The sequence below is a fragment of the Pseudonocardia lutea genome, from assembly GCF_042658055.1.
Taxonomy (GTDB): Bacteria; Actinomycetota; Actinomycetes; order Mycobacteriales; family Pseudonocardiaceae; genus Pseudonocardia; species Pseudonocardia lutea.
Map to the genome: position 1 here is coordinate 147,208 of NZ_JBHSQK010000011.1, position 21,552 is coordinate 168,759.

20 protein-coding genes are annotated in these 21,552 nt (G+C 76.3%); 17 read left to right on the plus strand and 3 right to left on the minus strand.

Annotated features, from left to right (window positions below; translation table 11 throughout):
- The first annotated feature begins 87 nt into the window (after positions 1-87).
- The 5 genes from ACFQH9_RS07005 to ACFQH9_RS07025 all read left to right on the plus strand — a co-directional run bounded on the left by ACFQH9_RS07005 (position 88) and on the right by ACFQH9_RS07025 (position 4,825).
- A complete protein-coding gene (locus ACFQH9_RS07005) occupies positions 88-1,299 on the plus strand; it encodes a cation:proton antiporter (RefSeq protein ID WP_379565077.1) in 1,212 nt (403 codons plus the stop codon).
- Between the two features lie 49 nt (positions 1,300-1,348).
- Positions 1,349-2,329: an ATP-dependent DNA ligase gene (locus ACFQH9_RS07010; RefSeq protein ID WP_379565078.1), complete on the plus strand. Its 981-nt coding sequence runs from the start codon at positions 1,349-1,351 to the stop codon at positions 2,327-2,329.
- A 121-nt stretch (positions 2,330-2,450) separates the two neighbouring features.
- Complete coding sequence (locus ACFQH9_RS07015; RefSeq protein ID WP_379565079.1) at positions 2,451-3,287, plus strand: MEDS domain-containing protein; 837 nt, start codon at positions 2,451-2,453, stop codon at positions 3,285-3,287.
- Positions 3,287-4,234: an MEDS domain-containing protein gene (locus ACFQH9_RS07020; protein WP_379565080.1), complete on the plus strand. Its 948-nt coding sequence runs from the start codon at positions 3,287-3,289 to the stop codon at positions 4,232-4,234. Before ACFQH9_RS07015 ends, ACFQH9_RS07020 begins: the two co-directional genes overlap by 1 nt.
- A 207-nt stretch (positions 4,235-4,441) precedes the next feature.
- Positions 4,442-4,825, plus strand: coding sequence for an STAS domain-containing protein (locus tag ACFQH9_RS07025; protein WP_379565081.1), 384 nt, complete (start codon positions 4,442-4,444; stop codon positions 4,823-4,825).
- A gap of 57 nt (positions 4,826-4,882) precedes the next feature.
- Here the strand turns inward: ACFQH9_RS07025 and ACFQH9_RS07030 are convergent, their stop codons facing one another.
- Positions 4,883-5,377 carry an ATP-binding protein gene (locus tag ACFQH9_RS07030; RefSeq protein ID WP_379565082.1) on the minus strand — a complete coding sequence of 165 codons (495 nt, stop codon included), beginning with the start codon at positions 5,375-5,377 and terminating at the stop codon, positions 4,883-4,885.
- Positions 5,378-5,612: 235 nt separating this feature from the next.
- Here ACFQH9_RS07030 and ACFQH9_RS07035 point away from each other — a divergent pair, with 235 nt between their 5' ends.
- The 4 genes from ACFQH9_RS07035 to ACFQH9_RS07050 all read left to right on the plus strand — a co-directional run bounded on the left by ACFQH9_RS07035 (position 5,613) and on the right by ACFQH9_RS07050 (position 8,719).
- Positions 5,613-6,491, plus strand: a complete 879-nt coding sequence (locus ACFQH9_RS07035; RefSeq protein WP_379565083.1) for an ABC transporter substrate-binding protein — start codon at positions 5,613-5,615, stop codon at positions 6,489-6,491.
- Between the two features lie 3 nt (positions 6,492-6,494).
- A complete protein-coding gene (locus ACFQH9_RS07040) occupies positions 6,495-7,196 on the plus strand; it encodes an ABC transporter permease (protein ID WP_379565084.1) in 702 nt (233 codons plus the stop codon).
- Positions 7,193-8,227, plus strand: a complete 1,035-nt coding sequence (locus ACFQH9_RS07045) for an ABC transporter ATP-binding protein (RefSeq protein ID WP_379565085.1) — start codon at positions 7,193-7,195, stop codon at positions 8,225-8,227. The genes ACFQH9_RS07040 and ACFQH9_RS07045 overlap by 4 nt, the downstream gene beginning before the upstream one ends.
- Before the next feature lie 84 nt (positions 8,228-8,311).
- Positions 8,312-8,719 (plus strand): STAS domain-containing protein, encoded by a 408-nt coding sequence (locus ACFQH9_RS07050; protein ID WP_379565086.1) that lies wholly within the window; start codon positions 8,312-8,314, stop codon positions 8,717-8,719.
- A 3-nt stretch (positions 8,720-8,722) separates the two neighbouring features.
- On the opposite strand, the gene ACFQH9_RS07055 is transcribed toward ACFQH9_RS07050, so the two are convergent.
- On the minus strand, positions 8,723-9,997 hold the full coding sequence (locus ACFQH9_RS07055; RefSeq protein WP_379565087.1) for a PP2C family protein-serine/threonine phosphatase: 1,275 nt from the start codon (positions 9,995-9,997) through the stop codon (positions 8,723-8,725).
- 204 nt (positions 9,998-10,201) lie between these two features.
- On the opposite strand from ACFQH9_RS07055, the gene ACFQH9_RS07060 reads away from it, so the two are divergent.
- The 5 genes from ACFQH9_RS07060 to ACFQH9_RS07080 all read left to right on the plus strand — a co-directional run bounded on the left by ACFQH9_RS07060 (position 10,202) and on the right by ACFQH9_RS07080 (position 15,898).
- Positions 10,202-10,507 carry an isoamylase early set domain-containing protein gene (locus ACFQH9_RS07060; RefSeq protein WP_379565088.1) on the plus strand — a complete coding sequence of 102 codons (306 nt, stop codon included), beginning with the start codon at positions 10,202-10,204 and terminating at the stop codon, positions 10,505-10,507.
- Between the two features lie 60 nt (positions 10,508-10,567).
- Positions 10,568-11,986, plus strand: coding sequence for a proline--tRNA ligase (gene proS, locus ACFQH9_RS07065; protein ID WP_379565089.1), 1,419 nt, complete (start codon positions 10,568-10,570; stop codon positions 11,984-11,986).
- A gap of 128 nt (positions 11,987-12,114) precedes the next feature.
- Complete coding sequence (locus ACFQH9_RS07070; protein ID WP_379565090.1) at positions 12,115-14,805, plus strand: LuxR C-terminal-related transcriptional regulator; 2,691 nt, start codon at positions 12,115-12,117, stop codon at positions 14,803-14,805.
- Positions 14,792-15,253 carry a nuclear transport factor 2 family protein gene (locus ACFQH9_RS07075; RefSeq protein WP_379565091.1) on the plus strand — a complete coding sequence of 154 codons (462 nt, stop codon included), beginning with the start codon at positions 14,792-14,794 and terminating at the stop codon, positions 15,251-15,253. Before ACFQH9_RS07070 ends, ACFQH9_RS07075 begins: the two co-directional genes overlap by 14 nt.
- 141 nt (positions 15,254-15,394) lie before the next feature.
- On the plus strand, positions 15,395-15,898 hold the full coding sequence (locus tag ACFQH9_RS07080) for an ATP-binding protein (protein WP_379565092.1): 504 nt from the start codon (positions 15,395-15,397) through the stop codon (positions 15,896-15,898).
- Between the two features lie 12 nt (positions 15,899-15,910).
- On the opposite strand, the gene ACFQH9_RS07085 is transcribed toward ACFQH9_RS07080, so the two are convergent.
- On the minus strand, positions 15,911-17,803 hold the full coding sequence (locus ACFQH9_RS07085) for an FUSC family protein (RefSeq protein WP_379565093.1): 1,893 nt from the start codon (positions 17,801-17,803) through the stop codon (positions 15,911-15,913).
- Positions 17,804-18,163: 360 nt separating this feature from the next.
- Here ACFQH9_RS07085 and ACFQH9_RS07090 point away from each other — a divergent pair, with 360 nt between their 5' ends.
- From ACFQH9_RS07090 to ACFQH9_RS07100, 3 genes are all read left to right on the plus strand, one after another.
- Positions 18,164-18,610: a hypothetical protein gene (locus tag ACFQH9_RS07090; RefSeq protein WP_379565094.1), complete on the plus strand. Its 447-nt coding sequence runs from the start codon at positions 18,164-18,166 to the stop codon at positions 18,608-18,610.
- Positions 18,611-18,817: 207 nt separating this feature from the next.
- Positions 18,818-19,666, plus strand: a complete 849-nt coding sequence (locus tag ACFQH9_RS07095; protein WP_379565095.1) for an NTP transferase domain-containing protein — start codon at positions 18,818-18,820, stop codon at positions 19,664-19,666.
- A gap of 36 nt (positions 19,667-19,702) precedes the next feature.
- Positions 19,703-21,505, plus strand: a complete 1,803-nt coding sequence (locus tag ACFQH9_RS07100; protein WP_379565096.1) for an aldehyde ferredoxin oxidoreductase family protein — start codon at positions 19,703-19,705, stop codon at positions 21,503-21,505.
- Positions 21,506-21,552 lie beyond the last annotated feature (47 nt).

Sequence of the window (21,552 nt, forward strand, 5' to 3'; positions counted from 1 at the left end):
GGACGGCACGTCGGCGGACGGGTAATGAGTCGGGCTGCGGCTCCGACCGGAAGCGGGACCGTTCCCCGTGACGAAGGAGTGCCGCAGGTGGACGTCGGCAGCGCCCTCGACAGCCTGCTCGCCATCGCGGTCGTCGCCGCGCTCGCGCCGTTGCTGCTCGGCCTGTTCCCCCGGCTGCGCGTCCCGCAGGTCGTGCTGCTGCTCGCCGGCGGGATCGTGGTGGGCCCGCAGGTGCTCGGCCTCGCGACGCCCGCGGCGGTCGAGCCGCTCGCCGACCTCGGGCTCGGCTTCGTGTTCCTGCTCGCCGGCTACGAGATCGACCAGCGGCTGCACCGGCAGGACGCGGGGCGGCGGGCCCTCCTGGCGTGGACGGTGTCGCTGGTCCTGGCGCTCGGTGTCGTCGGGCTGCTCGCCTGGCTGGGGGTGGTGCGGGCGTTCGTGCCCGTGGCGCTGGCGATGACCACCACCGCCTTCGGCACCCTCGTGCCGATCCTGCGCGAGAACGACATGCTGCGCGGCCGGCTCGGCCGATACCTGGTCGCCGGCGGCGCCGCCGGAGAGCTCCTCCCGATCCTGGCGATCGCCGTGTTCCTCGGCATCGGCAACCGCTTCGTCGCGCTGCTGTCGCTCGCCGCCGTGGTCGTGCTCGCGGTGCTGCTCGGCGTCGCGTCGCGGGTGATGCGGGCGGGCAACCGCCTGGCCACGGTCTTCGTCGAGCGCCAGCACGAGACCAGCCAGATCACCCTGCGGTTCACGGTGCTGCTGCTGGTGCTGCTGCTGGCGGTGACCGAGCGGTTCCATCTCGACGCGGTGCTGGGGGCCTTCGTGGCCGGGATGGTGCTGCGGCGGTGGGCGGGACCGAGTGCCCCGGTGCTGGAGGAGAAGCTCGACGTGGCCGGCCACGGCTTCCTCATCCCGATCTTCTTCGTCTACTCGGGCATGACGATCGACCTGCGCGCGATCGCGGAGGCACCGCTGCGGCTGCTGCTGTTCTTCGCGCTCATGGTCGCGGTGCGCGGGCTGCCGGCCCTGCTGGTCCACCTCGGTGTCCTGTCGCTGCGCGAGCGCGTCCAGACCGGGCTGGTGACCGCCACCGCGCTGCCCCTGGTGGTGGCGCTGGCCCAGATCGGGCTGCGGAACGGGACGATGCTGCCCGAGAACGCCGCCGCGCTCGTCGGCGCGGGGGTGCTCACCGTCCTGGTGCTGCCGACGGTGGCCGTCGCGCTCCACCGGCCCGCGGTGCAGCAGGACCCGCGCCACGAGGCGCCCGCACCCGAGGACCGCCGGGCCGTGGAGTGACGGTTCGTCCGCCGTCGGGGACCCTCGGTGATCTGCTTATCGTCCGGGGGTGAGCCCCGTGCCCTACCCGCTCGAGCCGATGGTCGCGGTCCGCGCGGAGCGGTTGCCGGTCGGGGAGAAGTGGACCTACGAGCCGAAGTTCGACGGCTTCCGCTGCCTCGCCCACTCCTCGGGCGGCAGGGTGCGGCTGCAGAGCCGGCAGGGCCGGCCCCTGACGCGGTACTTCCCGGAGATCGTCGCGGCGGTCGCCGCGCTCGGCGAGGACGTGGTGCTCGACGGCGAGCTCGTGGTCTGGCACGAGGGCCGGCTCGACTTCCCGGCGCTGCAGCAACGGCTGCACCCCTCGGGCGCCCAGGCGGGCCGGCTCGCCGCGGCCAGGCCGGCGGCCTACGTCGTGTTCGACCTCCTGGCCCGCGGAGGCACCGACCTGCGGCCCGCGCCGTACGCGGAGCGGCGCCGCCGCCTGGAGGAGCTGCTCGGCACACGGCTGCCGCACGGCCTGGTGCTGGTGCCGGCCTCGACCGACGTCGGGGTGGGGCGGCTGTGGATGCGCGAGCACACCGCCTCGGGCATCGAGGGCGTCGTGGCCAAGCGCGTCGACCAGACCTACCGGGCCGGCGCCCGGGCGTGGCGGAAGATCCGGACGCGGCTGACCGCCGAGGCCGTCGTCGGGGGTGTCCTCGGCTCGCTCCCGGAGCCCGAGGCGCTGGTCGTGGGCCGGTTCGGGACGCACGGCCGGCTCCGCGTGGCCGGCCGGACGACGCCGCTGGACGGTGCCGACCGCGCGCACCTGCGCCGGGTCCTCACCGCGGCCGGCACCGACCATCCGTGGCCCCCGGTGCTCCCGCCCGGCCGCTTTGGTCGGCGTCCCGCCGAACCGGTCCCATACGTGCAGGTGGAGCCGACCGTCGTCGTCGAGATCGAGGTCGACGCGGCGTACGAGCAGGACCGGTGGCGCCATCCCGTCCGCTTCGTGCGCCCGCGGCTCGACCTGCGGCCCGAGGAGATCGCCCGCGCGCTCGGTCGGTGAGCGGCGTCCCGCCAGGAATGGGTGCCGCGCATCGGGGAACACGGGCTCGACGAGCAGGCGGGAGCAGGGCCGTGCGGCCTGCCGAGGGCCCGAGCAGACGGGGATGAGGTCGTCGTCCGGGATGAGTGCGGAGTCGGGAGCGGACGGCACGATGGTGCCGGGGACGTGGGACGGGCACCAGCTCCTGGTCGCCACGCGGGAGGAGGCGGCCCCGGCGCTGGCGGGCTGGACCCGGCAGGGCCTGCAGCGCGGGGAGAGACTGCTGTTCGCGGCGGACCCGGCCCATCCCGACGTCGACGGCCTCGTCACGACCCTGGCCGACGGGGGCCTCGACCGTGCCGACGCGGCGGACGCCGCCGCGCGGGGCCGGCTCGTGGTGGTGGACAACGCCCGGTTCTACTCGATGACCGGCTTCGAGCTCCTGGTCGAGGACGCCTGCCGGCAGGGTCTGGACGGCGTGCGGACCTGCGGCGGCCCCGACTCGGCGGCCCGGGTCCTGGAGCCCGCCGCGTTCGAGCAGTTCGAGCACATGCTGGCCAAGGCGTGGGCGACGCACGGGGTCACGTCGCTCTGCCGCTACCCGCCGTCCGGCGTGACGGACGAGGACGACCTGCGGAAGGGCATCGGCCGACACGCCTCGGGCTGGGCCGAGCGGATCGCCCACCTGGGCTGCCCCGATCCCGGTCTCCTGTACCTGCGGGGCGAGGTCGACACGTCCAACGACGCGTTCGTCGGAGCGCTGGTGACCGAGGCCGCGCGCCAGGCGGGCCCGGGGCTCGTCCTGGACTGCAGCGAGCTCGTGCACATGAGCGTGGGCGGCTGGCGTGCCGTGGTGCGGGCGACGGCACCGGTGCGCGAGCGCGGCGGGCGGGTCCGGCTGCGGTCGCTGTCGGCGGCCGGCGCCCGCGTGCTGCACGCGACCGGGTTCGCCGCGGCGTTCGAGACGGAGCCGGGCTGATGGGCGGCGCGGGCGCTGGCGTGCACGACCTGGCGCTGTTCGGCTCCGACGCCGAGCTGCGCACCGTCACCGGGCGGTTCGTCGCGGACGGCATCGCCGCCGGGGACGTCGTCATCGTCTACGGCTCCGAGCACGACGTCGAGGTCCTGCGGGAGCTGTTCGACGACGACGACCGCGTGCGGTTCGAACCCGGCATGGGCCGCTACCGGCACATGATGGGCACCGTGGGGGAGTACCAGCGCCTGTGCGAGCGGGAGAACGCCGCCGGGCGACGGGTGCGCAGCACCGGACCGGTCCCCTTCGGGGAGGATCCCGCCGTCCGGGCGGAGTGGATGCGCTACGAGGCGCTGCTCGACCGGGCGCTCGGCCCGTACCGCTTCACCGGGCTGTGCCGCTACGACACCCGCAGCACCTCCGCGGAGGTCATGGACCTGGCGCTGGCCACCCACCGCCACGTCGTCACCCCGCGGGGTGCCCGTCCCAACCCCGAGGTGCGCCCGGCGGCGCAGCTCCTCCACGAGCTGACCCCGCGCGACCCGCGCCACCCGCTGGAGGACCTGCCTCCCGTGCTGGACCAGCCGGACTGCCCGACGGAGGTCGCCGGTCGCCAGGCCCTCCGCCTGGTCCTCCCCGCCCGGGACGCCGCCGCGGACCCCGCCGAGACGGTCACCGCCGTCAGCGAGGTCCTCGGCAACGCGTTCCGCCACGGCGGTCGTCCCGTCGGGCTCCGGGTGCACACCGACGGTCGACGGTGGCTGTGCACCGTGACCGATCACGGCCCGGGCATCGCCGACCCCTGGGCCGGCGTCGACGCGCCGCTGCCGGGGAACCCGCGGCAGGTCGGCGCCGGACTGTGGCTGGCCCGCCAGCTCTGCGACCGGCTCACCATCACCCGCGCCGCGGGCGGGGGAGCGCAGGTCCGCCTGCTCTTCGACACCTGCCGCTGAGCCGCGCGCCGCGACGACGGCAGGGGCGGCGACGGACGAGCCGCACCCGCGGGGCACCGGACGAGGCGCACTTGCCATCCGGGCACCGTGCTGGTGAAGTGCACGAGTGCGACCGGCAGTTCGGGCCGGCGCGTGTCTTCGGTCGAACAGCCGGCCGGAACCCCCCAACGCAGGCAGGGCGACTGCCGTACGTCGGAAGGTCGTGGCATGGGAGGACCGGTCGAGCGGGGCCTCGAGGTGGCCCCCGGCCAGGGACGGGAGTTCGCGACGGCCGGGCTCATGGACATGGTGGCCGTGCGTCCGCGCCCGGACCTGGCGCTGCTGATGTTCTCGGGTGAGATCGACCTGTCGACCAGCGAGGACCTGGGGTCGTGGGTGGAGGCACCCCGCGAGGCGACCGTCGTGGTGGATCTGACGTGCGTGGGCTTCCTCGCCGCGCGGGCCGCCCGGCGGCTCGGCACCGCCGACGAGGCGGTGCGTGCGCGTGGGGGCCGGTTGCGGGTCGTGGTGTCCGGCCCGGTCATGGCGCGCGTGCTGCGACTGGTCGGCGACCTCGCGCTCCACGACTCGGTCGTCGACGCCTGTCGGTGAGGGGCGGCCGCTGCCGCGGGCTCGGCGGCCCCGTCCGGTGGGGTGGGCGCGCGCTCCTCACGCGGCCAGGTCGGCGACCGCGCGGCTGATCAGCGTGACCTCGGTGCCCGCCTCGTCGCCGAGGGCGTCCGGGGCGCCGCGCCGGATGCGCACCTCCTCGGTGAGATCCTGCATCGTGCGCAGGCCCCGCGACTCGACGTTCAACGCGCTGAGCGGGTTCCAGGAGCCGTGGTCGCGCACCACGACCTGCACCCGGCGCAGGTCCGCGCTCCTCCGCAGGGCGGCCGCCACCATCACCGGCCCGCCCAGGCGCACGACGTGCTGCGGACCCTGGACCTCCACCGGCGGGTACGCGTGCCGGACGGCGTTGCCGACCGCCTCGGCGGCCGCCGCGACCACCGCCAGCTCCTCGCGCGGCCAGCCCACCGCGTCCAGCCAGGTCGTCAGCTCCGTCCGCACCACCTCCACCGCCCAGCCCTCGGCCGGGACCGCCAGGAAGCACGGCCGGTCCGCGGTGGTGCCCGCCTCGTCACCCGCCCCTGCCTCGGCCACTGCACGCTCCTCACCTCGACGTCCGTGGGCCGCGCGGCGGGGCCGGCCCTCGGGAGGTCGGCCGGTCCGTCGGCGGCCACCGCCTGCCCGCGTCCGGTCGCGTCAAACCGGAACAGGGACGGCGTCCGGGTGGAACCGGGCCACCGCGCCGTGACCCTCGACCCGACGACCTCGGTTCCGGATCACGCTCCCGACCTCTAGGTTCGGTGCGACCTGGCACAGAGTGGAGTCGGTGATGCGTCGAGCCGTCCCGGTCGTCGTGGCCCTGGCGGGCCTCCTCCTGCTGGCCGCGTGCGGCGGCGCACCGGCCTCCGGTCCCGGGTCCGGGCCGCCGGCCGGGCCGTCGGCGGAGAAGTCGCTGATCCTGGCCACCACCACGAGCACCCAGGACTCCGGCCTGCTCGACGTGCTGCTGCCCGAGTTCACCCGGGCCAGCGGCTGGCAGGTGAAGACCCTCGCCGTGGGCAGCGGGCAGGCCCTGGAGCTGGGCCGGCGCGGGGAGGCGGACGTCCTGCTGGTGCACTCCCCGGCCGCCGAGGAGAAGTTCCTGGCCGAGGGGACGGCCGGCGACCGGCTACTGGTGATGCACAACGACTTCGTGCTGGTCGGGCCGGAGGCCGACCCGGCCGGGATCCGCGGGCTCGGCAGCGTCGAGGCGATGCGGCGGATCGCCGCCGCGCAGGCGGTGTTCGTCTCCCGGGGCGACGACTCCGGCACCAACGCCCGGGAGAAGGACCTCTGGGCGAAGGCGGGCGTGACCCCCGGCGGTCCCTGGTACCAGTCCACGGGGCAGGGCATGGGTGCGACGCTGCGGGTCGCGGGGGAGAAGCAGGGCTACACGCTGTCCGACCGGGCGACCTACCTCGCGCAGCGCGACACGCTGCCGTCGACGATCCTGAGCGAGGGCGACCCCGGGCTGCTCAACGTCTACCACGTGATCGAGATGACGCAGCGGGCCGGCGACCGCGTGCAGTCCCAGGGCGCCGCGGCCTTCGCCGAGTGGATCGTCTCCCCGCCGGCGCAGGAGCTCATCGGCCGGTTCGGGAAGGAGAGGTTCGGTCAGCCCCTGTTCACGCCGGACGCCGGCAAGGACGAGGCCACCGTGGGCGGCTGACCCGTGGACGTCCTGTTCGACGGCCTGCGCGAGGCGCTGCGGCTGCTGGTCACCGGCGACGAGGACACCTGGGCGATCACCGCGCTGACCCTGCGGGTCTCGCTCACCGCCACCGCCGTGGCCCTGCTGCTCGGGCTCCCGCTCGGCGTGGTGGTCGCCCTGGGCCGGTTCCCGGGGCGGCGCGTCGTGCTCGCCGGCGCGAACACCGGGATGGGCCTGCCGCCGGTCGTCGTGGGCCTGTTCGTCACCGTGCTGCTGTGGCGCAGCGGTCCGCTCGGCGGTTTGGGGCTGCTCTACACCCCCACGGCCATGGTGGTCGCGCAGGCCGGGATCGCGACCCCGGTCGTCGTCGCGCTGGCCGCGGTCGCGGTGCAGCAGGTGGATCCCGAGTTCCGGATCCAGATGCAGGGCCTCGGGGCGGGCCGGCTGCGCTCGCTCCTCGCGCTGCTCGCCGAGGCCCGGCTCCCGCTGCTGGTCGCGGCGATGGCCGCGTTCGGCGCCGTGGTCAGCGAGGTCGGGGCGGCGCAGATGGTCGGCGGCAACCTCGCCGGCGAGACCCGGGTGCTGACCACGGCCGCCGTGCTCGCCACCAGCCGCGGCCAGTTCGCCCTCGCCATCGCCTTCGGGCTGATCCTGCTCGCGATCGCGTTCGCGGTGAACCTGACCCTGACCCTCGTCCAGCAGCGCCGGGCCGCGGACCGGTGAGGACCGGGCTCGGCTGCCGCGACCTGAGCGTGCACGCGGCGGGGCGCGAGCTCGTGCACGCCGTCACCCTGGACGTGCCCGCCGGCCGCACCCTGGCCGTGCTCGGGCCCAACGGCGCCGGCAAGTCCACGCTGCTGCGCGCCCTCGGCCTGCTCGGCGGGCACCGCACCACCGGCGAGGTCCTGCTCGACGGCCGCCCGGTCACCCGGCCGCAGATGCGCGCGGCCGTCGCGGCGGTCCTGCAACGCCCGATCCTGCGCCGCGGGACCGTGGCCGCCAACGCCGCCAGCGGGCTGCGTTTCCGGGGCGTGGGCCGGCACGAGGCCCGGGACCGGGCCCTGCCCTGGCTCGACGTGCTGGGCATCGGCCACCTGGCGGAGCGCGACGCCCGCACCCTCTCCGGCGGGGAGGCCCAGCGGGTCAGCATCGCCCGCGCCCTCGCCGTCGGCCCGCGCGTGCTGCTGCTCGACGAGCCCTTCACCGGCCTCGACGCGGCCACCCGCGCGGACCTGCTCGCCGACCTCCGCGCCGCGCTCGACCACCACGGCGCGGCCACCGTGCTCGTCACCCACGACCGGCACGAGGCGCTCGCCCTCGCCCACGACACCGCCCTGCTGGTCGGCGGGCACGTCCGCCACCACGGGCCGACGCGGTGCGTCCTCGACCAGCCCCGCGACGCGGACACCGCCAGGCTGCTCGGCTTCACCAACCTGCTCCCGCCGGTCCTGACCGGCCGGCCGCACACCCTCGCGGCCCGCCCCGAGGACTGCCGGCTGCTCCGCGGGCCCTGCCGCTCCGCCGACGACCCCGTGCGCGACCGCGTCCGCGACCCCGTGCACGACCGCGTCACGGTCGAGGGCACCCTGCGCCGGGCCGTCGGCCTCGGGGCCGCCACCCGCTTCGACGTCGACACCCAGGCCGGCCCGCTCGTCTGCCTGGAGCCCGAGGCGCCGGACGTCCCGCCGGTCGGCGGCCCGGTCGTCGTCGCGGTCGGGCGGTCCCGACCCCTCCAGGACCCCGGTGCGCCGTGACGCCGGGCGGGACCGCCGGCCCGGTTTGCCGCCGCCCCGCCGTGGGAATCGTCCCGATCAGCAGGGAACGGCCGGGGAGGCACGATGACGTCGCAGAAGGACGGGCTCGGCTGCTCGCTGCAACGGGAGGGCGAGGTGCTCGTCGTCGCCCTGGCCGGGGCGGTGGACTACACGACGATCCACACGATGCGCGGCGCCCTCGGCGAGGCGTTCGCCGACGCGCGGGCCCACACCGTGATCGTCGACCTGAGCGAGGTGGAGTTCCTCGGGTCGGCCGGGATCGCCGCCCTCGTCGACGCCGCCGGGGCGCAGCGCGACCGCGCGGCCCCGGCGCTGCGCGTCGTCGTCGACGACAGCCGGCCGGTCGTCCGGCCGATCCAGCTGACCGGGCTCGACGACGTCCTGGCGCTCTACCGCACGCGCGAGGACGCGCTGCGCGACGCCGGCCGGTGGAGCGGGTCCCGCCGCGCCGCACCGGACACGTCCCGCTGACCCTCACCGGCCGCGCGGGCGCCCCTCGGGGTCCTCGTCCGGGGGCAGCGTGGGAAAGATGCGCAGGTGACCGGCGGTGTACCAGTCGAGGAGCAGCAGGGTCGCGTCGTCCTGCAGCCGCCCGTCCTGGTGCTCCAGGACCGCGGCCCCCAGCCGGCGCAGCGTCTCCGGGGCCGACAGCTCGTCCGCGGCGGCGTGCTCGGTGAACTCGACGAGCCGCTGCTCGCCGAAGAACTCCCCGCGCGCGTCGCGGGCCTCGGTGATCCCGTCGGAGTAGAGCAGGAGCCGGTCACCGGGCTCGAGCTGCTCCCGCGCCACCACGCCCCGCGCCCCTGCTGCCGACCCGCCGAACCGGGTCACGCCGAGGGGGAGCCGGGGCGGCGCGGTGAGCTCCTTGACGATCTTGCCGGCGCGGAGCAGCAGCGGAGGGGGATGGCCGGCCAGCAGGTAGTGCAGCACGCCGGTGGTCGTGTCGAAGCGGGCCAGCACCGCGGTGGCGAACTGCAGCCGGCCGGGCTGGGCGCCGATGAACGCGTCGGCCCGGTCCGCCACCGCCGCGAGGTCGCGCACGCCGTCCCGCCGGGCGTTGCGCACGGCGGTGAGGGCCGACACCGTCGTGAGGCCGGCGCGGATGTCGTGCCCGAGGGCGTCGAACACGGCGAGCTCGACGACGTCCTCCCGGACGTCGTAGTCGTAGGCGTCGCCGGCGACCTCGCGCGCCGGCTGCAGCAGCGCCGAGACGACCACCCGCTCGGTGGCGAAGGTGCGCGGCGGGAGGATGTGCCACAGCAGCTCGGCCGGCGGCGACAGCGGGCCGTTGCTGCGCCAGCGCCGCAGCCGGTCGCTGTGCGGGACCTTGGCCATGACGACGTGCCCCATCAGCCCGGAGAGCGTCCACAGCCGGCGCCGCAACCACGGGCCGTCCCCGACGCTCGCGCCCGCGCCGAGGCCGATCCGCAGGACGCCGACGCGGTCCGTGCCGTCGAGCAGCGGCAGCCACAGCACCCGGCCGTGCTCGTCCGTCCCCGAGAGGATCTCCGCGTGCTGGTACGCGCGCCCGGGCAGGGTGCCGACGACGTCCACGGCCGGTCCCGGCTCGCGGCCGATCGGGGTGAGCACCCGCTCGGCCAGGTCCACCAGCAGGACCTCGGCCGTCAGGCCCAGCGCGCGCACCGCCGCGTCCACCACCGAGGAGAGCTGCTCCCCGGTCGCGAGGTGCGACGCGTCGATCACGTGCGTGAGGACGCCCGCCCACGCCGCCTCCTCGGCCTGCGCCACACCCCCACCTTCCGCACGGGCCGACGGACGTCACCGGGCGGGCCCGACGTACCGCCCCGCCGCACGTCGACGAGTGCGTGGACCCTACAAGCGATCGGCTCACCGGGGCCCGCGAGCGCCGATGTTCACGCCGGACCGTGTGTCGGTCACGCCCCTCCACGGGCGGCGTCTAGTGTTCTCCGCGTCGTCGGTTCAGGAGGTCGGATGCTCAGGCGCGCACCGTTGTTCGGTGGGAAGAATCGGGTCACGTTCAGCCTTCCCGCCCACGAACCGGACGGGCAGGTGAGCGTGGTGGGGGACTTCAACTCGTGGGAGCCGGGACGGCACGAGATGGTTCGCCGGCGCAACGGCACCCGGAGCGTGTCGATCGTGCTCCCGCCCGGCGAGTACCGCTTCCGCTACCTCGCCACGAACGGCGTGTGGCTCGACGACGAGACCGCGGACCACGTGGACGCGGACGGCAGCTGGGTCCGGGTGGAGGCCCGCGTGCTCACGAAAAACCGGCGCTGAGGGCCCGCCCGCCCCGCTAGCGTCGCTGCCGTCGGACCCGTTCGACGAGAAGGCAGCACCGTGACCCGAGCCGTGCTCACCCCGCAGGCGGAGGACTTCCCCGCCTGGTACCAGGACGTCGTCGCCCGCGCCGAGCTGGCCGAGAACGGCCCGGCGCGCGGGAGCATGGTCGTCCGACCGTGGGGCTACGCGATCTGGGAGCTCCTCCAGGCCGACATGGACCGGCGGATCAAGGGGACCGGCGCGCTCAACGCCGCGTTCCCCCTGTTCGTCCCCATGAGCTTCCTGGAGAAGGAGAAGCAGCACGTCGAGGGCTTCTCCCCGGAGCTGGCCGTGGTCACGCACGGCGGCGGGGAGCAGCTCGCCGAGCCGCTGGTGGTGCGCCCCACCTCCGAGACGGTCGTCAACCACTACTTCGCCCGGTGGGTCCAGTCCCACCGGGACCTGCCGTTGATGCTCAACCTCTGGAACAACGTGGTGCGGTGGGAGCTGCGGCCGCGGCTGTTCCTGCGCACGACCGAGTTCCTGTGGCAGGAGGGCCACACGGTCCACGCGACCTACGCCGAGGCGGTCGAGGAGACCCGGCGCATGCTGGAGGTCTACCGCCGGTTCATGGAGGAGACGCTCGCGATCTCGGTCGCGGTGGGGGAGAAGTCCGCGGGCGAGCGCTTCGCCGGCGCCGACCAGACCTTCACCTGCGAGGCGCTGATGCGCGACGGCAAGGCGCTGCAGATGGGGACCAGCCACAACCTGGGCCACAACTTCGCGCGCGCCTTCGACATCCGGTACTCCGACGCCGACGGGGTGAGTCGCCACGCCGCCACCACCTCGTGGGGCACCTCCACTCGCATGATCGGCGGGATGATCATGGTGCACGGCGACGACCACGGGCTGCGCCTGCCCCCGGCGGTCGCGCCGCACCAGGTGGTGATCCTGCAGATCGACGCGCAGCAGGGGACCGCCGACGCGGCGCGTCACCTCGAGGCGGAGCTGAGTGGCCTCGGGGTCCGCACCCACCTCGACGCCCGCACCCACACGTCGTTCGGACGCCGGAGCGTCGACTGGGAGCTCAAGGGCGTGCCCGTCCGGATCGAGCTGGGCGCGCGGGAGCTGACGAGCGGGCGGGCCACCCTGGTCCGTCGCGACGACCGCAGCAAGAGCGCCGTCCCGCTCGACGGTGCCGCCCGCGCCGCCGCCGCGCTCCTCGACGAGATCCAACGGGCCCTGTTCGCGGCGTCGCGCCGCTTCCGGGAGGAGCACACCGTCCCCGTCACGGACCTCGACGAGTTCGCCCGGCGCGTCGCGGACGGCGGGCTGTTCCTCGCCGCCTGGTCCGGCACCGAGGAGTCGGAGCGGATCCTCCGCGAGCGCACCGGCGCGACGATCCGCTGCCTCGTCGACGCCGACCCGCCGGCGCCCACCTGTCTCGTCACGGGCCTGCCCGCGGCGCACACCGTGCTGATCGGCCGGGCCTACTGACGTCCCTGGTGACCGGCGCGGACGTGACGGCCGGCGCATACCGGCCACAACGGGCCGCGCCCGCGTCGCCGGGTCCGTAGGGTCACTCCTCCGGCGGCGACGCGCGCGACGCGGCGGGAGGAGGGACCGTGACCGGTGCCGAGGTGCCCGCGGCGGTGTCCTCGTTCGTCGGGCGGACCGAGGAGCTCGAGGCCCTGGCCGGGCTCACCGTTGGCGCGCGGCTGGTCACGGTGACCGGGCCGGGCGGCTGCGGCAAGACCCGGCTGGTCCTGGAGGCGGTCCGCGGGCGGCCGCTGCACGGCTTCGTGGAGCTGTCCGCGGTCGGCCGGCACGCCGATCTCGCCCTCGCCGTGCTGGCCGCGTGCGGCCTGCGGGAGGAGCCGGGCCGCGCGCCGCTCGAGGTGCTGGGCGACCGGCTGTCCGGCGCGGCCGGGCTCCTCGTGCTGGACACCTGTGAGCACCTGCGCCGGGAGGTGGCCGCGCTCGTCGGCGCCCTCCTGGGAAGGTGCGCGGCACTGCGGGTGATCGCCACGAGCCGGGTGAGCCTGGGCGTCGACGGGGAGGCCGTGCTGCCCCTGACCGGCCTGGACCCCGATGGGAGCGGCGTGGTGCTGCTGCTCGACCGGGCCCGGCGCGTGCAGCCCGGCCTGCCCGCCGGACCCGGTACGGAGGCCGTCGCCGTCGAGATCTGCACCCTGGCCGACGGCCTGCCGCTGGCGATCGAGCTGGCCGCCGCGCACGCCCGGGCGTTGCCGTTGGAGGGGATCCGGGACGGGATGGCCGATCGGATCGGCTTCCTGGCCCGGCCCGACGCCGCGGGCGTCGGCCGGCACCGGTCGCTCGCCGTGTCGCTGGACTGGAGCGTCGGCCTGGTCGGGGACCGCGCCCGGTCGGCGTTGCGGGCGTTGTCGGTGCTGGAGGGCCGGTTCCCGCTGGCGGCCGCGACCGCCGTGGCCGACCGGGCCGCGCTGGAGGAACTGGTCGATCACTCCCTGGTCCGGTTCGACCCGGTGGACGGGCGGTACCGGCTGCTGGACACCGTCCGCGAGTACGCCGCCGCCCACCGCCGCCCCGGCGAGGCCGACGCCGCCCGGCGGCGACTGCTGGGGTGGGCGGGGACCTTCGCGCGGGAGGTCCGGGACGGTCTGGAGCACGGCGACCAGACCGCGGTGCGCCGCGTCGACCTCGCCGATGCCGCGCTGCGGTGTGCGCTCGAGGGCGCGCTCGAGCCCGCCGGTGATCCGGCGGCCGCGGCGGCGGTGGCCGAGGACCTGGCGTTCGGCTGGTCGCTGCGGGGGCGCTGCGGCGAGGGACTGGGTCTGGTGCAGCGGCTCGCGGCGGTGCTCGACCCGGTCCCGCCCGGGCTCGCCTGGGCACACGCGTTCCTGGCGTTCTACTCGGGAGACATGGGGACCAGTCTGACGGTGGCGGGCCGGGCGGCGGAGGCCGACGACCCCCGCATCCGCGCCCGCTCCCTGATCCTGATCGGGATGGTCCAGGCCTTCGCCGATCCCGCCGCCGCGGAACCGGTGCTGTCCGAGGCCGCGGGGGCCGCCGCGACCTCCGGCGACGAATGGGGCCGGGTGGAGGCGGTCCAGTGCCGGGCCTACACCCACTTGTTCCGTGGGCAGCCGGACGAGGCCGTCCGGTGTGCCGACGGTGTGGTCGCCGTGCTCGACCGCCTGGGCCACGGGCAGCTGCGGGCCTGGGACGCGGCGATCCGCGCCGACGCGGCGGAGTCGTGCGGGCACTACCCCGAGGCTGTGGCGCACGGCCGGCGGGGCTGGGAGCTGGCGGTGGCCGTCGGCGAACCGGTCAGTGCCGGGGGCGCACTGCTCCCGCTGCTGCGCGCGCTGGTCGCGACGGGCCGGGGCGACGAGGCGGCGCGGATGCTCGAGGAGGGTCTGCTCTTCCTGCACACCCACCCCGGACTGGGCAGCGCGGAGACCGGGCACCTGGCCACCGCCGTCGTCGCCTCGACGGGCCCGCCGGAGGCCGCCGCGCAGGCCGCGCGCTCCGCCCTCGACGCGGGCGGACAGCTTCCGCACCAGGCCGCCGAGGCCGCGCTGCTCCTCGCCGTCGCCCGGCTGCGCCTGCAGGACCCGGACGGGGCGCGCGAGGCCGCGCGGACCGGCGCCGAGCGGGCGGCCGTGCTGGGGCACCGTGGTCTCGGCGCGGCCGCGGTGCTGACCGAGGCGGCCGCCTGCCGATGCCTCGGGGTCGACGCCGGCGGGGCCGTCCACGAGGCCCTGGCCCTCCTGCACTCCCTGGGGCTCCGACCCCGGGTCGCCGAGGGCGTTGACGGCGTCGCGGCGTCGGCGTCGGACGCGGGCCGGGCGCCGGTGGCGGCGCGACTGCACGCCGCGGCCGCCGCGCTCCGCGAGGACCTCGGCGTGCCGCCCACGCCGTTGGCGCAGCTGCTCGCGCCCTCGGAGGCGGAACGCGGCCCCGCCGGCGCGTGGGCCGAGGGTGCGCGGCTGGGTGCGGGCGGCGCCGTCGCGTACGCGTTGCGCAGCCGCGGCCGACGCGGCCGGCCGCGCAGCGGGTGGGAGAGCCTCACGCCCACCGAACTGCAGGTCGTCGAGTTGGTCGCGACCGGCCGGTCCAACGCCGAGATCGGCTCCCGGCTGCTGGTGTCCGCCGGCACGGTCCGCACCCACCTGCGCAGTGTCTTCGCCAAGCTGGGCGTGACCAACCGCGTCGAGCTCGCGGCGTGGGCCGTCGAGGCCGGCCACACCGGGCGCCCCGGCGCCTCTGCCGCGCGGCAGATGTTCCCGGCCCGCGGCGTGCCTAGCGTCCCCCGGCATGGACCGACGTGACCACCCCAATGCCCGGCGCATCCGCGCGATCTTCGACGCGATCGCGGCCGGGGACCTGACCGGCGCCTACGAGGCCACCCACGAGGACATCGTCAACAGCAACGACATCGGCGCGGGCCCGTGGCGGGAGCAGCGCGGCCGTGAGGTGTTCTACGCCTTCTTCGCCGACTTCTGCGCGCTGTTCGACGAGCGCCCCTTCGGCCAGGAGGTCCTCGACGCGCTCGGCTGGGACGACCGGGTCCTCGCCGTCGTGCGGGAGACCGGCGTCGCCCAGGGCCAGGTCTTCGACAACCGCGCGATCTACCTCTTCGACCTCGACGAGGACGGCCGGTGGACCGCGCTGCGCACCCTCGACATGGACCAGGACGCCCTCCGCGCGTTCTGGGCCGCGGTCACCGTGCCCGCCGCCGCCTCCGCCCGGGACGCGGTCGGCGAGCTCACGCCCTGACCGGCCGCGCGGGCGGTCGGTGACGGCTCACCGGGAGGGGTTTGGACGGCGGGCGACGGGATAGAGGCGCCCCGTTCAGTGCGCGTGGTGCCGCCGGTCGTCCCGGGGGCCGCGCCGTGGCCGAGCGGATGGGTGCGGACGATGTTCGGGCAGACCGGATCGCCGGACGACGGGACCGAGGCGGACCGAAGGTTCGCGGTGATCCTGCCGAGCGAACCCTGGGCGGCGGGCGCGATCGGTGCCGAGCTGCACGAGTGGCTGGAGGTGCTGGGCTGGCCGTCGGAGCAGCGGTCGGCCATCGTCTCGGCCACCCTCGAGGCGGTCGTCAACGCCATCCGGCACGCCTACCCGCCCGTCGAGCTCGGCGGGGGCGGTGTGCTGGAGGTCGGCGGCTCGGTCCGGGTCGACGCCAGGGTGCTGGCCGTCGACGGTCGGCGCCGGACGCGGGTGCTCGTGGAGGACGAGGGCACCTGGGACCCGCTGGGCATGATCCACTCCGAGGGCGCGGGCCTGCGCCGGATGACCGAGCTGATGGACGAGGTGGATGTCCGGCAGAGCGAGCTCGGGGTCTCCGTCGACGCCGTCGGGACCGACCGGGCGGGGACGCAGGTGACGCTGCTCAGCCCTCCGGCCGCGGACCGCTGAGCGCACCGGCCCTCACCCGCCTCCGCGGGGCAGGGCCTCCCGGAGGGCGTCGAGCTCGGGATCGAGGAAGGCCGCCGTCGGGGCACCGACCGCCGGGACGGGCGGGCGGGCCTGGTCGAGCGCGTCGGCGAGGTCGCCGATCTCCGCCGTCAGCCGGTCGACCTGCCCGGCCGGCACCAGCTCCGCGGCCACCGCCGCGCGGTCGGCGGCCGAGCCGGCCGCGTCGACCCGCCAGCACGCCGACAGGGTCCGGTAGGCCAGGTGCTCGGCGGCGGCCAGGGTCGGCCACCAGCGCGTGACCAGGCCGCGCCGGCGGGCGGTGAGCGCGCCGGCGCCGCTGTCGTAGACCTCGGGCAGGGCGAGGGCGAGCCGGTCCAGCTCGGCCCGCGCCTCGCGCGCCGCGGCGCCGGTCGTGCTGCCGTCGGCCACGTACGGGAGCACGCGCCGCACGGCCCGCACCGTGTCGGCCACGGCCCGCCGGGGCTGCGGGACGGCCGGACCGGGGGCGACGAGCAGGTAGGCGAGCACGCCGACCACGCAGCCGACCAGTGTGTCGAGGCCCCGGCTGAGCAGGAGCGTGCCGAGGTCGGGCGGGTGCCCCGCGCTGCCGAGGGTCAGGGCGAGGGGGGTCACGAACACGACGGCCAGGCCGTAGTTGCGGGAGATCGTCAGCTGGACGACGAACTGCAGCGCGGTCAGGGTCAGCACCAGTGCGAGGCCTGCGGGCTGCGCCGACAGGATCACGGCGGTGAGCACCAGGCCGAGCCAGGTCCCGGCGAGCCGCTGCACGGCCCGCTCGGCGGTCCCGGCCCAGCCCAGGCCCTGGTGGAGCACGAGGACGGCGGCGGCGGTGACCCAGTAGGCGTGCTCCAGGCCGAAGGTCGACCCGGCCGCGCCCGCGACGAGGGCGGCCACGCCGACCCGGAGGACGACGACCCGCCACGGTGAGCCCGGCGCGAGCACCTGCCGCGCCGACCGCACCGGCCCGGGCCGCCCCCACGGGAGGTCGTCCCGGCCCGACGGTCCCGGGGCGGGCGGCGGATCCGCCACCTGTCCGGCGAGGGCGTGGGCGCGGGCGAGGGTGTCCGCACGGACGGGCCGGGCCTCGTCGTGGGCGCGCATCGCCTCGGCGAGCAGGCAGTGCAGCCGCAGGGCGACGGCCCGGAGGCGGGCGAGCACGTCCGCGGGGTCGGCGGGGCGGGGGCGGCCGCCGGCCAGTTGCACCCAGCAGTGGTGCATCGCCCGGGCCGCCTCGTCCCGGTCGTGCACGTACTGCCTCGTGTCGTCGGCCCGTCCGGTGTCCTCGGCCTCGAGGAGCCGGGCGACCGCCGCGGCGCGGGCGGTCACCGCGGCCGTCTCCGGTCCGTGCGGGCGGACGAGCGCCCCGGCCATGTGCACGAGCCACGACAGCACCCCGCCGGCGAGGACCAGGAGCCCGGTCCGCCACGGCGGCCCGCTGCTCGAGAGGGCGGTCGCCATCGCGCAGGCCAGCACGAAGAGGTAGGCGCCGGGTGGCCCGGTGTTGAGCGCCTGGCACAGCCAGGTGGCGGCCATCGCGATCGCGGCGATCACGAGGGCCGACGTCCAGGGCACGCCCGCCGACAGGCCGCCGAGGGTCATGACCAGCGCGAAGGCCACGGCGATGAGCGCGAGCTGCCGGGCCCGGTACGGGTAGGGCCGCCCGCTGCCGTACATCGAGGTGAAGGCGCCGAGGCTGGCGAGCAGCCCGGCCTCGACGTCCCCGAGCCACCACCCGACCAGGACCGACCCGCCCACGCAGGCACCGGCACGGGTCGCGTCCGCCCACGCGAACCGGCCCGCACGCAGCCGGAGGAGGTCACGCGCCCAGCTCCACCCGCCCGCCGCGGGACCGGCGGCGGGTGTCTCGGCCGACGGCGGGGGCACGATGGGCACGATAAGGGCCCGCGCCGCCCTCGTGGAGCACGAATCGGGGGCCGGGCGTCAGCGCCGGCGCGCCAGGGCCGCGATCCCGGCGACCAGCGCGAAGAGCGGGAAGACCAGCGAGCTGCTGGAGGGCAGGCCGATCGCCGGGGTGGCGACGAGCGAGACCCCGGCCAGCACCAGGGCCAGGACGCCGACCGCCCTCGGCAGCAGGGCGCCGCGCAGCCGCGCTGGCCCGCGGACTGAGGAGGGCCGGACGTACGTACCTCTCCGTATGGGAACCCGCTCCCGACGCGCCCACCCTGTCCGGTGCCCCGGCCGACCGACCGGGGCACCGGGCGCAGCACGAGGAGGTGCACGTCGATGTTGGGTGACCGGCTGGGCGAGTCCGCAGGGAAGATCACCGGCGTCCGCATCCTCCCCTCGGAGGGGGAGCAGGTCTGGATCGAGGTGTCCTTCCAGGGCCGCGGGAACCTGCTGGGGCAGGAGATCACGGACACCGGCACGTACCGGCAGACGATCCGACCCGGCGGTGTCCTCTACGGGGAGGGCCACGTCCTGATGATGTCGCCGGGCGGTGACGTCGTCGACTGGGTCGGTGGTGGCGTCGGCCGGCCGACCGGTCCCGGGTTCAAGGCCAGCTACGGGGTCTTCGGCACCGCACGGACGAGCTCGGAGAAGCTCGGGCGACTCGGCGAGGTCGCGAACGTGATCGAGTACGAGGTCGAGGAGGACGGGAGCTACCGCTGGACCATGTGGGAGTGGACCGGCGGCGGGCTGACCGACACGCAGGCCGCGGCCGCCCGGTAGCCGGGCCAGGGGACGGCGACGGGATGGTGCCGGGACGGGCCGGGACGCTCGTGCGTCCCGGCCCGTTCGCACCCGAACTCGCTGGACGCACCGCCGACCCGCGACCGCGCAGGTGATCCCGCTCGCCGAGATGCGCGACGCCGTCTGAGCGGCTGGGTGCCGCAGGACCTCGTGCCGCCGCACCGTCGCCCGGGCTAGCCTCACCCCGTGGAGACCGCGGCGGGGGTGGTGCTCGCGGGGGGCCGCTCGACCCGGATGGGCCGGCCGAAGGCCGCGCTGGAGTGGCACGGTTCCACGCTGCTCTACCGCACCGCCGCCCTGCTGGGACGCACGGTGGAGGGCCCGGTCGTGGTGGTGCGGGCTCCCGGCCAGGACCTGCCCCCGCTGCCCGGCGGCGTCGAGGTGGTGGAGGACCCGCGCGAGGGGCTCGGGCCGATGCAGGGGGTCGCCGCCGGGCTGGCGGCGGTGGCGGACCGCGCCGCGGTGGCCTTCGTGTGCTCGACCGATCTGCCGTTCCTGCATCCCGCCTTCGTCCGGCGGGTGCTGCGCGGGCTGGCCGATCCCGGGATCGATCTCGTCCTCCCGGTCGCCCGCGGCTACCGCCAGCCCCTGGCCGCCGGGTACCGCAGCGCGCTGGCCGGCCTGATCACCGGCCTCGTCGCCGAGGGCGACCTCCGCCCCGGCATGCTGCTGAGGCACTGCGCGACCGACCTGCCCGCGGACGAGGCGCTGCGCGCGGACCCCGAGCTGGCCGCGCAGGACCCCGAGCTGGACTCGGTGGTCAACGTCAACACGCCCGAGGACTACGCGGAGGCCCGCGCCCGGCCGGGTCCGGAGATCACCGTGGAGTGCTTCGGCGCGCTCGCGGCGGCGGGGCGGCGCGGCCGCCGGTCCGTCGCGGCGGCCACGCTCGGGGAGGCGGCGGACGGGCTGGGACTGACGCTGGGCCGGCACGTCATCGCGGCGCTGAACGGCGACCGGATCAGCCGGGACCCGCAGCTCCCGCTCGTGCGCGGGGACGAGGTCGCCTTCCTGTCCGCGGACGCCGGCGGCTGACTGCGCACCCGGTGTGGCCGCGCCTACAGTCGTGGTGTGACGCCGGGCGGGTACTTCGGGCGGGCCCTGCTCGTCGAGATCGACGGCCGGGCCGCGCGCAGCAGGCCGGTCGACCTCGACGAGAAGGTGCTGCGCTCGTACCTCGGCGGCGTCGGCCTGGGGACCTGGCTGCTGCACCGCCTCGCGCCGCCCCGCGTGGACCCGCTCGGCCCGGAGGCGCCCCTGGCCTTCGTGTTCTCGCCGCTCGTCGGCACTCCCCTCACCACCAGCGCGAAGTTCGCCGTGGTGGCCAAGTCGCCGTTGACCGGCCTGCTCACCGACGCGCTGGCGTCGAGCCGGTTCGCGATCGCCGGCAAGCTCACCGGGCACGACGCGATCGTGCTCCGCGGGCGCGCCGAGGAGCTGTCCGTCGTCCTGGTCGACGGCCCCGGGGCCCGGCTCGAACCCGCACCCGATCTGGCCGGGCTGCCCGCGGCCGAGGCCGAGGCGCGGCTGCGCGCCCGGTTCGGCCGCGGCTGGAACACCGCCGCGATCGGCCCGGCCGGGGAACGCGGCGTCCGCTACGCCACGATCAGCCACGACGGCCGGCACGCCGGCCGGGGCGGGCTCGGCGCCGTGCTCGGGGCCAAGAACGTCAAGGCCGTGCTGGTGCGCGCCGCGACCCGGGTCGGCGTGGCCGACCAGGCCGCGGTGCTGGGCGCGGCCCGCGACCTGCGGGAACGCAGCTTCGGCCCGGCGACGGCCAAGTACCGGGAGCTCGGTACGCTGGCCAACCTGCTGGCGTTCAACGCCGTCAGCACCCTGCCGACCCGCAACTTCACCGCGGCTACCTTCGAGGGGGCGCCGAGGCTCGCCGCGGAGGAGCTGCACGAGCTGCGCGGGGTGGCCCGCAACAGCTGCGCGTCCTGCTCCATCGGCTGCGAGCACATCTACTCGCGCAAGGGCGGCGGCCGGCAGCGCATGGAGTACGAGAACGTGTTCGCGCTCGGCCCGCTGTGCGGGGTGTCCGACCCGGACGACGTGTTCGCGGCCAGCGCCCGCTGCGACGAGCTGGGGATCGACACCATCTCCGCCGGCGGCACGATCGCCTGGGCGATGGAGTGCGTGGAGCGTGGCCTGCTCGACGCGCCCTGGCTGCGGTTCGGCGACGGGTCGGCGCTGCTGCGGGCGCTCGACGCGATCGGCGCCGCGGAGCCGGGCCTGGGGGAGCTGCTGGCCCGGGGCTCTCGGCGCGCGGCGGAGGTCGTCGGCCATGGCTCGATCGACTTCGCCCCGCAGGTCAAGGGGCTGGAGCTGCCCGGCTACGAGCCGCGGACCCTGCAGGCGATGGCGCTGGGCCTGGCCGTGAACGCGCGGGGCGCCGACCACAACCGCTCCGGCGCGTACGAGGCGGACCTGTCCGGGGAGCTGGACCGGCTCGCCGGCGGCGCGGCCCACGTCGCGGCCGCGATCGGCACCGAGGACCGGGCTGCGGTCATGGACTCGATGATCCTCTGCAAGTTCCTGCGCGGGGTGTTCACCGACCCCTTCGCCGAGTGGGCCGCGCTGCTCGCCGCGGTGACCGGGTGGGACGTCACGGGCGAGGAGCTGGGGGCGGCGGCGCGGCGGATCGTGCGGGCCAAGCGGGCGTTCAACCTCCGGGAGGGCGCGAGCGCGGCGGACGACCGGCTGCCGGCCCGCCTGCTGGACACCCCGCTGGCGCTGGGCTCGGGGCGCACCGCCACGCTGACCGCCGACCGGCTGCAGGGCATGATCGCGGGCTACTACGCCGGGCGGGGCCTCGACGAGGCCGGTCGCGTCCGGCCGGAGGACCTCCCGGATCTGCTGCTGGAGAGCTGAGCCTGCTGGAGAGCCGAGCCGCGGCTCCTCCCCGCCGCCGCGCTCGG